This window comes from Limnohabitans sp. 15K, from assembly GCF_002778285.1.
Taxonomy (GTDB): Bacteria; Pseudomonadota; Gammaproteobacteria; order Burkholderiales; family Burkholderiaceae_C; genus Limnohabitans_A.
In genome coordinates, this window is the sequence record NZ_NESM01000002.1 from 279,860 (window position 1) to 294,994 (window position 15,135).

Annotated in this window: 18 protein-coding genes; 2 read left to right on the plus strand and 16 right to left on the minus strand. The window is 57.3% G+C overall.

Annotated features, from left to right (window positions below; translation table 11 throughout):
• Positions 1–2 precede the first annotated feature (2 nt).
• The 11 genes from B9Z40_RS10100 to B9Z40_RS10150 form a co-directional block, all read right to left on the minus strand.
• Complete coding sequence (locus B9Z40_RS10100) at positions 3–341, minus strand: DUF3168 domain-containing protein (protein ID WP_100173226.1); 339 nt, start codon at positions 339–341, stop codon at positions 3–5.
• A gap of 8 nt (positions 342–349) precedes the next feature.
• Positions 350–835 carry an HK97-gp10 family putative phage morphogenesis protein gene (locus B9Z40_RS10105; RefSeq protein WP_100173227.1) on the minus strand — a complete coding sequence of 162 codons (486 nt, stop codon included), beginning with the start codon at positions 833–835 and terminating at the stop codon, positions 350–352.
• Positions 836–1,180 (minus strand): phage head closure protein, encoded by a 345-nt coding sequence (locus B9Z40_RS10110; protein WP_100173228.1) that lies wholly within the window; start codon positions 1,178–1,180, stop codon positions 836–838.
• Complete coding sequence (locus B9Z40_RS10115) at positions 1,177–1,800, minus strand: head-tail connector protein (protein ID WP_100173229.1); 624 nt, start codon at positions 1,798–1,800, stop codon at positions 1,177–1,179. The genes B9Z40_RS10110 and B9Z40_RS10115 overlap by 4 nt, the downstream gene beginning before the upstream one ends.
• Positions 1,801–2,247 carry a hypothetical protein gene (locus B9Z40_RS10120; RefSeq protein WP_100173230.1) on the minus strand — a complete coding sequence of 149 codons (447 nt, stop codon included), beginning with the start codon at positions 2,245–2,247 and terminating at the stop codon, positions 1,801–1,803.
• Positions 2,248–2,273: 26 nt separating this feature from the next.
• A complete protein-coding gene (locus B9Z40_RS10125; protein WP_100173231.1) occupies positions 2,274–3,587 on the minus strand; it encodes a phage major capsid protein in 1,314 nt (437 codons plus the stop codon).
• A gap of 133 nt (positions 3,588–3,720) precedes the next feature.
• Positions 3,721–4,647, minus strand: coding sequence for a S49 family peptidase (locus B9Z40_RS10130; protein WP_100173232.1), 927 nt, complete (start codon positions 4,645–4,647; stop codon positions 3,721–3,723).
• A complete protein-coding gene (locus B9Z40_RS10135; RefSeq protein WP_100173233.1) occupies positions 4,644–6,128 on the minus strand; it encodes a phage portal protein in 1,485 nt (494 codons plus the stop codon). The genes B9Z40_RS10130 and B9Z40_RS10135 overlap by 4 nt, the downstream gene beginning before the upstream one ends.
• A gap of 4 nt (positions 6,129–6,132) precedes the next feature.
• The gene (locus B9Z40_RS10140) at positions 6,133–7,845 is read right to left on the minus strand and encodes a terminase large subunit (RefSeq protein ID WP_100173234.1); all 1,713 of its coding nucleotides are present in this window, start codon (positions 7,843–7,845) and stop codon (positions 6,133–6,135) included.
• Between the two features lie 9 nt (positions 7,846–7,854).
• Complete coding sequence (locus B9Z40_RS10145; protein WP_100173235.1) at positions 7,855–8,313, minus strand: phage terminase small subunit P27 family; 459 nt, start codon at positions 8,311–8,313, stop codon at positions 7,855–7,857.
• Positions 8,314–8,427: 114 nt separating this feature from the next.
• Complete coding sequence (locus B9Z40_RS10150) at positions 8,428–8,793, minus strand: HNH endonuclease (protein WP_100173236.1); 366 nt, start codon at positions 8,791–8,793, stop codon at positions 8,428–8,430.
• Positions 8,794–8,921: 128 nt separating this feature from the next.
• On the opposite strand from B9Z40_RS10150, the gene B9Z40_RS10155 reads away from it, so the two are divergent.
• Both B9Z40_RS10155 and B9Z40_RS10160 read left to right on the plus strand, forming a co-directional pair.
• On the plus strand, positions 8,922–9,110 hold the full coding sequence (locus tag B9Z40_RS10155; RefSeq protein ID WP_100173237.1) for a hypothetical protein: 189 nt from the start codon (positions 8,922–8,924) through the stop codon (positions 9,108–9,110).
• Between the two features lie 14 nt (positions 9,111–9,124).
• On the plus strand, positions 9,125–9,598 hold the full coding sequence (locus B9Z40_RS10160) for a DUF3489 domain-containing protein (protein ID WP_100173238.1): 474 nt from the start codon (positions 9,125–9,127) through the stop codon (positions 9,596–9,598).
• Here the strand turns inward: B9Z40_RS10160 and B9Z40_RS10165 are convergent.
• The 5 genes from B9Z40_RS10165 to B9Z40_RS10185 form a co-directional block, all read right to left on the minus strand.
• On the minus strand, positions 9,547–10,830 hold the full coding sequence (locus B9Z40_RS10165; RefSeq protein ID WP_100173239.1) for a site-specific DNA-methyltransferase: 1,284 nt from the start codon (positions 10,828–10,830) through the stop codon (positions 9,547–9,549). The two genes, B9Z40_RS10160 and B9Z40_RS10165, sit on opposite strands and share 52 nt — an antisense overlap.
• Before the next feature lie 188 nt (positions 10,831–11,018).
• Complete coding sequence (locus B9Z40_RS10170; protein WP_100173240.1) at positions 11,019–11,540, minus strand: DUF6456 domain-containing protein; 522 nt, start codon at positions 11,538–11,540, stop codon at positions 11,019–11,021.
• Positions 11,533–12,075: a hypothetical protein gene (locus tag B9Z40_RS10175; protein ID WP_019425663.1), complete on the minus strand. Its 543-nt coding sequence runs from the start codon at positions 12,073–12,075 to the stop codon at positions 11,533–11,535. The genes B9Z40_RS10170 and B9Z40_RS10175 overlap by 8 nt, the downstream gene beginning before the upstream one ends.
• Before the next feature lie 399 nt (positions 12,076–12,474).
• Positions 12,475–14,796, minus strand: coding sequence for a PriCT-2 domain-containing protein (locus B9Z40_RS10180; protein ID WP_100173241.1), 2,322 nt, complete (start codon positions 14,794–14,796; stop codon positions 12,475–12,477).
• 8 nt (positions 14,797–14,804) lie between these two features.
• The gene (locus B9Z40_RS10185; protein ID WP_143473957.1) at positions 14,805–15,074 is read right to left on the minus strand and encodes a DUF6511 domain-containing protein; all 270 of its coding nucleotides are present in this window, start codon (positions 15,072–15,074) and stop codon (positions 14,805–14,807) included.
• Between the last annotated feature and the right edge of the window lie 61 nt (positions 15,075–15,135).

The window sequence follows — 15,135 nt, forward strand, 5'->3', positions numbered from 1 at the left end:
AGTTAGTGCCAGATCGAAAAATCCAAAATCACCCGGTGCAGGAATGCCTCGGGCTCGAATTGGTCTTGCTCAAGAAGCAAGACGTGGGTGATGGCGCTGCTTTTCATGGCGGCCTTGACCGTCTCGGCTAAAACAACGGCAGCGGCGTAGGTGGTGTCAAAGCAGTCCACCTGCAGGCGGGTGTTTTCAACGGGTGCGCCGTCGGCCAGGGTGTTTTCTGGTGCGCTGGATACGCGGGCATAGACCACGTAGGGCTTTGACACGTTGTTGGGTGCAACGTTCGGAAACACCCTTCCCCCGGCCACACCTGCGAGGGCCGCGAAAAGGTCTTGTTGAATCATTTTTTGATCTACTTTTTCAATTCGCGTGCGGCTTGCTCTATGCGTTCAGCCAGCCGTGTCTTGATGGCTGTTAGCGCATCGTTTTTCTTCATGTCAAAAGCAGGCCGCAAAAAGGGGCGCGCGGACATCTTTACGGTCCCGAACTCCACAAAGCGCCAGTACCAGGCGTCCTGGGACAAGTTGCCCTTCTTGCCTTGCTTGCGGTACTTCTTGCCATGCCGAACCGTGACAAAGAAGGTCTGCTTGTTCTTGTTCGACAACTCTGGGATTTGTTTCAAAATCACCGAGCGCTTCAAAGTGCCGGGTGGTGGCTGGTCAGGCCCCAGATCGCCCGTGGCAACAGGAGCTTGCAACTTGGCTTCATCCCGGATCAGCTTGGCTCCGGCATAGACCGCTGCTCGCAAGCCGTTCTTGGCCACGCGGTCAGGCAACTCTTTCAAAGCCTTGGCCAAAGCATCAAAGCCCTCAATCTGAACGCTCTCGTACTTAGCCATTCAATCCAGACCCTCAGAGGCCAGCAGCGTGACCAGCACGTTTCGCTCTTCATCATTGAGAGCCGCGTGGATGTTGAAAATCCGCGATCGGTACAGAGCCCGGTAACCAGCCACCTGACGCGTGTCAGCAAAGATGGCTTGATAGCGCACAACGATTTGGTGTGAGACCTCGCTTGCCATGCGCTGAGAACTTTCCAATTCCCGGCCACTCAAGGGTTGAATCTCAGCCCAAAAGGTGCCCAGGTCAGTCCATGTACGAACAGGCCCGCCGTAACTGTCTTGCGCCGTGCTTTGCCGCTGCAAGGTGATGCGCCGGTTTAACTGACCAGAGCGAACCGGATTCATACCGTCACAACCTTGTACGGATCGAGCAGCCCATCAATGAAGGGCAATGATTCGATGCGTCCTCGCGAGAGCGCAGCCACCTCTTCGCGGTGCGCATACAGGCTGCCCACGCGCAGCTTGATCCAACTCTTGATGCCTTCTGGAACTTGCGAAGCAGTACCGTACCCGGCATCAAAGGTGACCGACACCGCACCGATCTGCGGCAAGCAAATCGGCCAGATCTGCCCGAACACCGGCGTGATTCGCGCGGGTTCACAGGCTGCATCGACCGTGTAGGTCAAAGCAGGCATGGTCTGATTCACAGACCCCATGTCCAGGTAATTGATCGACACCACCGACTGCACCGGAGCTTTGGCCAACAAAATCGCATGGCCTGGCAAGGTGAAAGTCTGCCCTGCAGGCACACCCATCAGCGACGGTCCGGGAAAGCAGTCGAGCACTTGCTTCCAGCGGGCAGTGGTGAGCTGCCTGCCGGTCAGTGTCTCGGCTGCTTGCCGAGCCGCAGTGATGAGTGAGGCGATCAGCATGTCATCCTCGTCAAAGTCCACCCGCAGATGCAGCTTGGCCTCAAGAAGCGACACCGGCTCCTCTGTGGGTGGCGTGACGAGTTGGATGGGCATTTAGATGACCTGCACCACAGCCGCTTGGTTCGAAGCATCCGCAGGCGCAAAGCGTGGATTGAGGCCAAGCACCTGAGCTGAGGTCTGGCTTGTTGCCACTCCCACCGTGACTGACAGGCGAACAAAGCCAAAGCCGTTCACAGTGTCGAGTTCCTCGGGCTTGACGTTGATCAGCGCCTGCTTGTTGTCGCCGGTGGCTTTGACGATCTGTGTGATCGCTTTGCCGGTAATGTCCTTGGCACTGGTGCCAGAGCTGTCCATGGCCTGCTGTAACTTCGCATCCACTGTGGCGCTGGTGCCCAGCACTCCGGTCTGGACCAGAGAGAGAAACCCGTGGTGGTTAGCCACAGAAATCCAGCCCGTAGTGAGTGTTCCCGCCGCTTGCACGGCAGGGTCGATGGTGGCGAGAACGGACAGCAGTTCGCTGCCTTTTGCATTGGGAAACATAGTTTTCTCCTAAGGTTGGGGGCGGCTTAGCGCGCGCCCAGTTGGATGAAGGGCGACATCGTTGCGCTGCCTTTGGCAGGTGTGATGGGGCTGTTGAGCTTGGACTGGCCATCCATGCGAAAGGTCGTGCGAAACGCCGTCAGGTCCGCATCGAAGTACAGGTGCATCGATGTGGCGGTCTGCATGCCACCCGCCTTGGTGATGGTCTGGTAGTACTTGAGGTCCACCAGCAAGATGTCGCCTTGGGCCGAGAAGGTGTTGGCGTGTTGAGACACAAACACCGGGCGACCGAGCAAGGTGCCGTAGGGCGAGACCTGCAAGCCACCGACGGGCAGGCCCGTGGGGATGTAGATCGGGTAGTTGCCCAAAGTCAGCGTGAACAGCGCTGGCAACACGTCGTTGTTGACGATCCAGACGGCATTGGCAAAGCTGCCTGAGGGCAAACGCGCAATCATCTTGGCCAGGTTCTGAGGCACCAGCGTTTGGGTTGCTTGACCAGACTCCTTGGTCACGGTGACCGTTGCGCCAGAGCTGAGCGCTCCCACGGGCACACCGTTGCCAGCACCAAATAGGATGGACTCGTTGGTTTTCCAGCGAATGGACAAGGCAACCTTTTCGGGCAGATAGGTGGTCAGCGCATTGGCGTCGTCCAGAAGTTCGTCCGTGGTGGGGACCAGCGCCATCAGCTTTTTAAGGCGCAAGGTGGCCAGGCCCAGCACCGGCTTGGATGCAACAGCCGAGGCTGCTTCTCCCTGCCAGTAGGCGCGGATACCGTTGGTGCCCCAGGGCGTGGTCTCGTCCTTGGGGAACGCCATGCTGTTGCCGCTGATCTCGACGTTGTCGGTCATAGGCAGCAAGGAGTCCTCACCCAAAGAGAGCTTGAAGATTTGCTGAGAGAACTGAGGAGGCACCAAAAAGCCGCCGTCTTGACCCGAAGCCTCGTTGGCAAAGCTGCCAGGTGCTGCCGCACCACGACCACCGCCAATGAGCAAACGATCATCGAGGGACTTGCCGGGTTTTTCTGCTTGGTAGACCGCCTGCATGAACTCGCCCGCTGTGCGAAAGCCGTGCATGGGATCGGCCTCGCGGTTGTCGGTGACTGTAATGAAAGCGCCAGAGGCTGCTGGAGCCTGGGCCATTTGCGCCTCTTCGGCGATCAGACTGGCTTCGCGATCAATGGCGTTGCTCGCGGCTTCAATTCGACTCTTGAGTGCGTCGAAGGCAGTCACCTCCTCATCGCTCAGGTCACGGTTATCCGCTGCGGCACGGTCGGTGAGCGCACGCGCTTCTTTGACCAGGGTAGATTTGCGAGCCTGCAGCTCGCGCAATTGCTTACTCATTTGGGATTCTCCAAAATCAATGGACGTAAAAAAACCACCGGGTCTGAATTGACGAGGTGGTTACTTGGGGTGCGGCCAACGGGCCGCTTCACTTTGCTGACAGCCCTCTACGGAGTGCTGCCCGAAAAAAAATTCACATCAAGGCCAGCGAATTTCTCGCCTGGTTGAGCCGTGATGCATTGGGTTTAATTTGTGCGCGCGCATCGCGACGCATCTTTTTGACGACATCTTCAAATGTGGCAATGCCGTCGACCATGCTGCTTGCAAGAGCTGCCTCAGCTCCAAGAACCCGGCCCTGTCCCATGCCGTCTCGCACCTGGGAGATGGGCACACCGCGCCCTTTGGCCACGGCCTTGGTGAACGCCGCGTAGTAGTCATCGACGCGGGACTGCATAAAGCCCTGAGCTTCTTCATCGAGCGGTGCATACGGATTGCCCTCAACCTTGAACTTGCCTGCCGAGATAAGCGTGGTTTTGACTCCGGCCTCATCCATGGCTTTGCTGTAGTCCTGGTGCGCTTGCCACACACCGATGGAACCTACTTCGCCGCCAGGGGTGACGTAAAACTCGGAAGCTGAACAACCAATCCAGTAAGCCGCCGATGCAGCCAAGCTGTTGGCGATGGCCACGACAGGCTTTTGGGCGCGGGCACTGACGATTTCATCGGCCAGTTCAGCAACTCCGTAAACGCTGCCGCCAGGGCTGTCGATGTCGATCAGGATTTGAGTGACGGTTTCGTCCTGGAGTGCAGCCCGGAGCATGTTTGAAAACTGCTGAGTACTGGCAGTACCAGGGCCAGAAACATCGTCCACCATGTTGCCTCGTTGCGTGACAACCCCGTACAACGGCAGCACAGCAATCCCGCCGCCAGATTTGGACACGCTTGCTTGGCGACGCGCATCGCGTGCACTTCGGTCGGCTGCAATGCTGTGCATCACTTCATCGCTGGCGCGGGCATCTCCTGACCAACGGGCAATAACCGCAGTGACTGCACTGAGACGCTCGGGCATCAATGCCCAGGGGGTTGCCAAATATTCAGCAACCAGTAATTGGTGGTTCATTGTTTCATTCCCAGTGATTTAAGTGATTGGCAAAGCTGCGCCTCTTCAACTGATGTGCTCGTCTTCGCCCAGGCGTTGACTTGCTCCAATGGCACTGCCAGGGATTGCGCAATCAAAGTCAGTTCTTTCTCTTCAACCCGACCGGCCCGCGCGATGCGCCTGGCCCAGCGCTCAGCGCTCGAATCGATCAGGGCACGCAAGCGAGCAACTGCTTCGACCGAGGGCTCTGTTGCTTCTTGCGACGGATACTCGGTTTGTTCGGTATCAAGTTCCACATCCTCTGCGTTACTTTCCTCGACCATATTGAGCGGACGTAGTGGTTCGTCCAGGCCCTCAAGCGGGTTGAGGTTCTCCGCAATGCGTGCTTCGTTGCGGGTGAGCCACCCGTTCTGAATGCCACTTTGGTAATACGACGCCCGGCTGGCGGCATCGCCGCGCATCAGGTTGGCGAAATCAAACTCAACCTCGATGTCGTCACCTTCAAGCAGCAGCTCGGACTCGATGCTGGCTTCCCAGCGCTCGGCCCACGGCGTCATGGTGTGCATGACGAACTCCAGACTTTGCTGCTCGATGTTGGAAAACGTTGCTCGGTCCAGGTCGCCAATCATGTGCGGAGGCACACGAAAGAGTCTGGCCACATCCGTGATCTGAAACTTGCGCAGTTCCAGGAACTGGGCGTCTTTGTTGGTGACGCCCACTTCGTGAAACTTCATGCCGTTTTCCAGCACCAGGACCTTGCCCCGGTTGGCACCGGACTGCGCCTGTTGGTAGGACTCGCGAAACACCTTCTTGGCCTCGGAGTCCTTGAAGGAGCCGGGGAACTCAATCCAACCGCCGGTAGGCTTGGCATCATTGGCAAAGAAGCGCGCGCCGTAGTCTTGGGCTGCCAGTGCCATTCCAAGGTTTTCTCGGGCAAGCTCAATCGGGCTCATGCCCATCAAGCCATCTGAGGACAGACCACGTAAGTGCCAGACCTCGCCACGCGGCAGGATTGACTCCGTGCCAAAGCGGTCTGTAAACCGGTATCGGTATTCACCTGATGGCAGCAACTCAAGCCGAATACGGTCCGGATGCAGTGGCATCAACTCCACCACCTCCCCTTTGGCGTTCGTGATGATCTGGTTGTAGGCGTTGCCACGCAGCGCCAGATGACCTTGCAGCATCTCGCGCCACTCAAACGGGTTCTGAAAACGGTTGGGTCGCTTGGCAAGCAAACGGTAGAGCCAGTGGTCGGTCACCTTGTCTTTGCCACCATCGGCGCGCCGTTGGTAGATGACCAGTGGCAGTGAGGCCATGGACTCCGACAAAACTCGAACGCAGGCATAGACCGCCGCAAGGCGAAGCGCGCTGTCGGGTGAGACGCGCATCCCGCTGCCAGTGCGAGCGGAGACCGGTTCAAAAAAGAAGTCTCCCCACGGCGAGCGATCTCCACCGGAAGCGTTGGGACCACGGAAGCGATCAAAGAAGCTTAAAAATCCCATCAGTTCAGAGCAACACCAATTCGTAGTCGGATCCCAGCACCACCGAGTCCCCCGGTTTGATCGCGCGCGACAGCGCCATGATCAGTGCAACGATTCCGTCGATCTTGTTTTCTGCTCGCTCCTTACGCGGGTAAATGTTGTCTTTGGCATCAAGGTGGGCCACCACGTTGCTGACCATCCAACCGAGTACTGGGTCACCGTCATGAACCAATTTCTTTTGAAGCACCAGGGCTTCAAGCGTCTTCATCGGCTCTGAGAAATTCAGCACCGTGGGACGCACTTCAATCATGGGCAGGCCCTCACTCATCATTCGGGTCGAGAGTTGCGTCGCCTGAAACGGATCAAACGCGACTGCCTGAACAGCAAAGCGAGAGGACAGATCGTTCAGATCCGCTTCGATCCAACTGAAATCAATCACATTGCCCGGCGTCACGGTGAGGCGTCCGGTATGCATCCATCCCGGGTACTGACTGTTGCCGTTGGCATTGACCGTGTCCTCTGGCAGGTAGTACTTGCCGAAGACTACGAATGCGTCAGCAATCTCGGGATGGGCAAACACAATCACCAATGCCGCAATGTCTGTCTTGCTGGCCAAGTCCAGGCCCACCCAGCAGGGCTGGCCAACAAAGGACTCGATGTCTAGGTCCTGATCAGCACAGGCGTCCCAGGAGCGCATGTCCATCCATGCGGTGTCGGCATTGACCCACTCGTTCAAGTGTTTGGTCTTGAAGTTGTTCATCGCACTGGGCAACTGCATGGCCTTGGCCTGCAGCGGTCCCAGGATTTCCGGGCGCACAGAGATACCCCAGTTGGGGTTGGCCTTCATCAGCGAGTCTTCGCTGGTCCAGTCGTCCCCGTCATCCAGCCCGTAGACGATGCCAAACTGGCTGTCATCCTCGAACACGCCATCGAGCAGTCGGGTTACAAAGGTGCGTACCTCGTAGCAAATGCCTGCGCGATTGCTGCCAGCGGTGGTGATCACCCACAGAAGTGAGTTGTCTCGCTTGCCGGTACCGGTCTCCACAACGTCGTAGACGGTGCGAGTCTTATGGGCGTGCAGTTCATCAATGCAGCCGAAGTGAATGTTCAGGCCGTCGAGCGTAGATCCCTCTGCCGAGAGCGCTTCAAACTTTGAGCCGGTATGCAGCACGTTCATGTTGTGCGCACCAACGTTGACAGAGAACCGGCTGCGAAAGCCCTGTGACCTGCGAGCCATGGTCTGCGCATCACCAAACACAATGCGCGCCTGGTCGCGGGTGGTGGCCAGAGAGTAAACCTCTGCACCACCTTCACCATCGGCGGCCAGCATGTACAGCGCAAGCGCAGACGACAGGGTCGACTTAGCGTTGCCACGTGGCACCTCAATGTACGAGCGCCGAAAGCGGCGATTACCGTCAGGCTTGACCCATCCAAATACGGTGGTCAGGATGAACACCTGCCAAGGCTCCAACTTGATCGTCTCGCCTGCCAGCGGCCCCTTGACGTGGGGCAGGCGTTCAATGAACGCGCACAGGTTGTCAGCGGGATGGAATTCCCGCCCGTCCTTGTCGGTGAGCTTTGGGTTGAACTGGTAGGGACTTGCCTTGCCCTTGAACTTTGCCAGATCGTTCAACTGCCGTTGGCATGCCCGCTGGACCCATTTGCAGGTCAGGATGTCACCGGCAACGACTGCCTGCGCATACTTGCGGGCAACGGCGGCGTAGTTATCTGCTGCCAAAGTTCAGTCTCAGCCTGCTATGTCCGCCCAAGGATCGAGATCGATCTGGGTATCTGTGGGCTGTGTGATACGCGATCGAGAGGCTGGCGTAAATCCCATCTCCACCGCTGCCTTGGTCATGATCTGGGCCTGCTTGTTGGCGATGGCCAGGTACGGCGACTGCATCGGCACACCGGTGTTCGGCGCTTTGATCAGCAGACCCGTCTTGGTGATTCCGATCTGGGCCTTGCGGTACAGGTCAGCGGCGCAGGACCAAACCTCCAGCACCGACATATCGAGTTTGCGCAGCAAATGCTCGGGCGCGCTGTCAATGGCATAGCGCCAGGCCTGCTTGGCACCGTCCGACATGTACTCGGGCGGCGCAACCAGATCCCCTTGGGGCTGCGGCTCATGCGGGTTGGTCCTGCACTTTTGCAGGGTTCCCCTGAGCTTTTTAATCTCTGTGGGCAGTGGCTTTCTTCCGGCCATCAATATTCCGTTCTGGGGTAACCCCCCTAGGTTTCAATTTGCACGCGCAAAAATCTTGGCAGGCGCACGCATCTTTGGCCGCCGTCTGTAGAGATTCAGACCCCCTAGGGGGGGTCAGCTGCGCCGTGCGGTCTCTCGCGCCGTCTTTCGGTTGTGACATGAGACGCAAAGGCCTTGCAGGTTCAGCCAATCAAAGCGCTCTCCGCCGTCCTTAAGCGGCCTGATGTGGTCAGCAACCTTGGCAGCCACCACCAGTCCAGTCGCCTTGCAAGCCACACACAACGGGTGTTCTCGCAGGAAGGCGGCACGGACCTCACGCCAGCGCACTGACTGGTAGAAGCCCACCTCCGCATCAAAGCCACGCCTGGCACGCCCGTAGTCCCGGTGCACTTGGGTACGGTGTTGATCGCAGTAGCCCGGTTTGTCCAGCACCAACCCACAGGCGGGATGTCGGCAGGGTGTTGGAGCACTGCGGGGCATGGCGGCTTGTTATTGGCTTATTGCCAACTCTTTCAAAAAACTAATCGCAAATGATGCAGATAAAGCTTGGATTCACTGGGAATCAGAGCGTTCATAGGAACGTCATCAACAAACGAAGGAGCCAAGTGATGGACACCCAAAAACTGGAGCAACTACTCAACCAAATCGCCGCAGAACATCTGCACATCGACACGCTGGCAACACGCAACAGCGACCGCCTGGACTTTCATGAAGTCAGCGTCTGGGGCCTCAAAGAAGCCCTGCAAGCCGCATTCACGGCTGGCCAGCAATCCAAACAAACAACCCAACCAAACTGATACCAGAGGTCAACATGAAACTCACACCCAGCCAAACCTTGCTTCTCAACGCTGCAGCCAGCCATCCTCAGCATGTGCTGACCGACTTCCCGTCCAACCTCAAAGGTGGTGCATTGATCAAGGTACTAACTAGCCTTGGCAATGAAGGCCTGATCAGACCCCACAGCAAAGGACCAGAGGGCTCTACCCGTTTTGCCATCACCGTTGCAGGCATGAAGGCCATTGGTATTGAGCCACCGGCCAAACCCAAACGCGAAGGCAGCAAACAGTCGGTACTCATCGATCTGATGAAACGCCCCGAAGGTGCAACCCTCCCTCAAATGGTGGAGGCCACAGGATGGCAAGCGCACACGGTGCGCGGATGCATGGCCGGGACTTTGAAAAAGAAACTGGGCCTGACCATCGACTCCGTCAAGGAAAGCGGTGGTGAGCGGGTCTACAGGGTCTCACCCTCCAGCTCGCTCCCCACAGCATCCAAAACAGACTGACCTTGCGGCGCAAGATCCGAAAACGCAGAGCCATCCGATTCACGGGTGGCTTTCTGTCCTGTGAAGTCCTCCCAGCGCTTGACGATCACGTCCACATACTTGGGATCCATCTCCATGAGTCGTGCCTGTCGATTGGTTTTTTCGCAGGCAATGAGCGTGGTGCCAGAGCCGCCAAACAAGTCGATCACGATGTCACGCGTCTTCGATGAGTTCTTAATGGCACGCTCTACCAACTCCACCGGTTTCATCGTCGGGTGCAGGTCGTTCACGCGAGGCTTGTTGTAATTCCAAATGTCTGACTGGTCGCGGTCGCCGCACCAGAAGTGTTTAGCGCCGTCCTTCCATCCGTAGAGGATGGGCTCGTACTGGCGCTGGTAGTCGGCGCGACCGAGCGTGAAAGTGTTCTTAGCCCAGATCACAAATGTCGACCACTTGCCACCCGCATCAAGCCAGGCCTTTTGCAGTGTGTGCAACTCGGATGAGCTCATGCACACGTAGCAGGCACCTTTGGTGACCACCAACAAGTTGACACAGGCGTCATAAAGGAACTTGTAGAACCCGTCACCGAGCGCATCGTTCATGATGCGGCGGTCCTTGCCGCGCATCTTGTCTTTGGCGTTGTTGCCGTAGTCCACGTTGTAGGGTGGATCAGTGAACGCCATGTCGGCGAGTTGACCGTTCATAAGGCGCTCCACATCGGAGAGCACTGTGGAGTCACCACACAGCAAACGGTGCTGACCCAAGACCCACACATCACCTGTTTTGGAAACAGGTTCGGCTGGCAATTCGGGTACTGCATCGTCTTCGGTCAGGCCCGTAGTGTCGCCGTCGCCATTGAGCAAACGCTCGAGTTCTTCGTCACCAAAGCCCATCAACTCCAGATTGAAGTCAGCCTCATCGAGTTCGGCAATCTCAAGCTTGAGCAACTCTTCGTCCCAGCCAGCGTTTGCAGCAATGCGGTTGTCGGCCAGGATGTAGGCTTTCTTTTGAATTGCGGTGAGGTGGCCCAGCTCAATCACGGGCACTTGTGTCAGTGAGAGTTTGCGCGCGGCAGCCAAGCGGCCATGTCCTGCGATCACGCCTTTTTCGCCGTCTGTCAGGATGGGATTGGTAAAACCAAACTCGGAGATGGATGCGGCAATTTGTGCCACCTGGTCTTCGCTGTGGGTGCGGGCGTTTCGCGCATACGGGATGAGCGAATCCACCGGGACCATTCGGATCTCGGGTGTCATTTGCAAGCTTTCGGGTTGAAGCGCAGCGTGTAAGTCGACCGGTAGCGGGTACTTGCAAGCGCGATAGATGTGAGAGGTGAAGACCCAAACAAAACGCCCACAAGGCGCGAACCGTGTGGGCGTAATTTGAGTGATTAGCTGAATGCTACCGCTTCGATATATACCGCGTCAATAGGTTATTTGATGATTTATCGCGAGTACCCGTAATGCACCGCCAACACCCCCAAAGCGCCAACCAAAATACCCTTGGCTTCATATTGATTGAGTGATCGTCCGTTCCACCCTTCTTGGGCAGACCACTCCTTCACGCTTTGACCCAAACCGGCCACGTGCCAGACAGCGCAACCACCGGGGCTGCCGATACCGCCCACCGCATCGAGCGCCTCACCCAACCGCTTTCTAGCCCAGGCACAGCGCTCAGTCATCGTGTCCTGCCAATGACCACCAGGTATGCGATCAAGCGGTGGTGAGCCCGCTGAACTTAGCTGAGCAAAAACAAATGTGCGAGAGAAGTCCTGACCCGCGTCGTGCATCTGCGCCGTGATCGCGCCATTGCGCATCAAAAGGCCGAGCGAGTCGACAGTCCGGAAATGCTCGGTGCGAAAGCTGGTGCCTTCCTCCGCCTCACTGATCCACTCACCAACCCGACCGCCGGGCAGACTCACCAAAGTGCCATGGGTCAATGGCTGTGCAACTTGCTTTTTAGCCATGGCGCACCTCCTTGCTCAAGGCGGGATCCGTACACTGCGCCAGCGCCCAGTGCAAGAGCGCAAGAGCATCCGCCTCGTTGTCGTCGGTGACTGGGTGGCCCAGCGCTTTCATGGCCGCAATCACCTCGGCCTTGCCCGCGTTGCCTTTGCCAGTGGCATGGCGTTTGATGGTGCCCACAGGCACACCTTGGTACGGTATCTGGTGACGCTCACACCATGCGGTCAGCGTGGCCAGCAAACCGCCGTAGACATGCGCAGCATCTACGCCGAGGTGACGGCGCACCTCTTCAAAGTAAACGGCTCCAATGACCGCTGAATCGGTTGGTGCGTCACTCTCTGAGCCACTCAAGGCGAGCATGTCATCGAGCCAACGTCCAAAGCGCAGATAGCGCATGCCACCGCCCTCAAAGCGTTGGGACTTGAAGCTCACGAAGCCATGCGCCACAGGACCGTTTGCCGAGCGCAGTGCCCAGCCGGTGGTCGTACCCAGGTCAAGAGCCAGGATGACGAGGCGTGGGGTTGATTTGTAATTCATCAGGGATTTCCTCCAAGGGTTCGTACAAGTTTTCTTGTGCGACCTGGAGGAGCACTGGCACCAAAGCCGTGTCAGGGCGGGTGCGGCTCCCTCATGTCTGTCATTTCCGATTTTTTCAATCGGATGCGGTTATCAGGGCTTACAAAAAGTCTTCAACAGATGGCGGGGCTTATTTCAATACTTCATCTTTCAAAGGTGGAGTCCGGGTCTGGTGGGGTACTTATTTCAATACTTCTTCTTTCAATATATATACCTATGTCTCTCTCTGACCACCTCTAGGGCAGGCGTTTCGCGCGCGCGAGGATTTTTGGGTGCGTATAGCTACCCCTGTATTTATTTGTATATAGAGGCACCCCCTTTGAAAGAAGGTCGTAATTGAATGAAGTCCTCATAGACCGTTCACTGTTCAGTTGGGACATCATTTCCCGCCAGCTTGATCCACTGGCTGGGTCTGCCGCCCGTTGGCATGGCGAACACCTCAACCAGGTGGGCGTCCGTTAAGGTACGCAGCACGCCATCTCGCTGGCGGTGGTCCATGAACTGGGTGCGCCGTGTGAACTCGCTCTTTGACATACCAGCGGCATCGCCATCACGCAGGATTTGCAAAGCGCGCTTGTGGTTGGACTCGACTTGGTTTTCTGAAACGCGCGCGCTTGCTTCTCGAATAGTCAGCTCGGCACAGTGGCGCGAGAGCGCAATTCCCCAGTGCGCGTCGTGGTCCTCGATCTGCGGTGTCACCGCGTCGCGCGACACAGCGCGAATGAGAGCCAATTTGGTGGCGTTCTCTTCAATGCGCGCCAAGATCGATGAAAAACCGGTGCCTCTCGATAAGCGAAGCTTTGTCAACAACTCGTGGTCTAGCAAGCGAAACGCGTCACGCGCTTGCGCGGTCATCGGAACGACACGCGGATCCACCAGCACTTCATCAATCGCGCCCACATCCGTGAGGTTGCCGTTCAACTGACCACCTCCCTGGTGGATCAGCAGCAGTCGGTCGATGAGATCTTGCGGGGGATCTATCGTGCCAAAAAGTTCGTTGCTATTGGGGAAATCGTCCTCGCTCTCCAGAATCAGAAAGCGCGCCAATGAACCGTCGGCCACATTCGACGCCTGCAGCGCCTGCCAAAAGTGCAAGGGTGTGGTGGTGCCGTAGATGCAAGCGCAGGGCTGGTGAATGGCACGGTGCGCGTTGTTGAGTTGGTTGCTTGCGTACTCAATGCCAAAGTAAGTCGTGCCTGATGTGGTGTACAGCTCGGTCATCAGATCCAGGATTTCACACACGTAGCGCGGGGAGCGTTTACGGTCAGCGGCTGCCGACAAAAACATACCGAACTCATCTAGCTGAAAAAGAATGGCGGGCTGACGCTGGATGGCTGTCAAAAGACCGGAACCCGATGCGATCTTGTTGCCGCCCAGGTATTGCAGCAACCCGGCCTTGCGGAATAGCTCGTTGATAACCACGCGGCTGTGGTTCTTGCCTGCGCCGCTCTCAGCGATACCTACGACATAAAGGTTCGAGCGCGTGTTGCTCTCGGTGCGGTACTTACGCCCCATCAGCGCGCCGATGGCACACAAACTCGCTCCAAGCGCCAGCACAGGCTGTGGACGCTTTGCCGTCGTTGCCATGAGCGCCATCATGTCGGCAATCACGCCGCCAACTTGATCCCAGCCCGTCGGCAGTGGTTTGGGTGGTGGCAGCACGGGAGGTGCACCTGATCCACCAATCGTGATGGGGTTTGATGTTTGCAGCGTTTGCAGCATCTCCTTGGCCGGGTGGTGTCCGTTCATCACAATCTCACCATTGAGCTGCAGATCAGCATCTGGAATCCAGCCGTTGTCCAGCGCCAGCTTGTAGATGGTTCCCGCCCCAATGCGCTGAGGCGAAAAGCTCCCCCAACTTTTAGCGGTTGTCTTGGCATCGTTTTTACTGGACGACGCAGACCAGGACTCAAAGAGCGGCCACCCCTGCTCGGCAAGCGCACCTTTGATGGCCATGCCAATGCGCACCCAACTGTCGTAGTCCAGGTCCTGGTTGGGGATGTACTGAAGCGCGTCTTGCACTGCCTCGAACGTGCCGCGTTGCTCAGGCAGATTGGCGAACGCCTCTGGAGACTTCAAACCTACAGCCAGACTTTTGGGGCGCATAGATTCGGGGACCATCTCGTAAGCCTGGCGCGCAAACTCTCGAGCCTGTGCCTCGGTGATGACAGGCAGTTCTTCGATTTTCAGGTCGGCCAAGGTTTGCACGGGCCACTCGTAGGGCTTGCCGGTATCCGGGTGAATGCCATAGGCGATGAACTGCTGCCCCACACCCAAGACCTCAATGGGCGGGAACTTAAATCCACTGAAGGGCTGGGCCGCACGGTACACCAGCAATCGCTTGGGGGCGTTGCCGATACGAACTGCAGGTGTGTCGCCCAGCAGCCGCTTGGCTAAGCCCTCAATCTGAACAGCGATGTCTTTGGACTGCAGCACATCAATGTCGATGCCAATCACCTTGCCTGCGGCAATACCAATGCCAGCTTCGGGCCAGTCGCCCCAGATATCGACTTCGTTTTCAGTCGTGTCGCGCTCACAGTGACGGCTCCACTTGGGATAGTCTTGCCAGGCACCCAGGCGAAACATGCCCGGCTTCTTAGTGCTAGGCTGGATCGGCAAAATGGCATAGCCGCGATCTACGAGCGTGGCCCCAAGATGGGCCATGTAATTATTTGGATTCATGCGTTCCTTCAAAATGGTGGGTCATCTGCATAGGCAGTGCGAAGTGAGTCTTGAAAGGCGGTCACGACCACATCAATCAAGGTTGACCACTCCACTGCGGTGAAGGTGGCCAAGTCTGTTTTGGCAAGTGACTCGACGTACTCGCCACCTGTCTGGCAGGCCGCCGCCAGAGCATTGGTTTCATGTTGGTTTGGATCAATCATTCCCTTTAGCCTTGCTGCAATGTTTTGACAGCGCCTCGAACACAACTTCACGCTCGGCGCATCAATACGGATCAAACATGGCGCGAACCCATACCCTCGGGCATCGCGCCTGCAAATGGCGCACATCATTTATGCG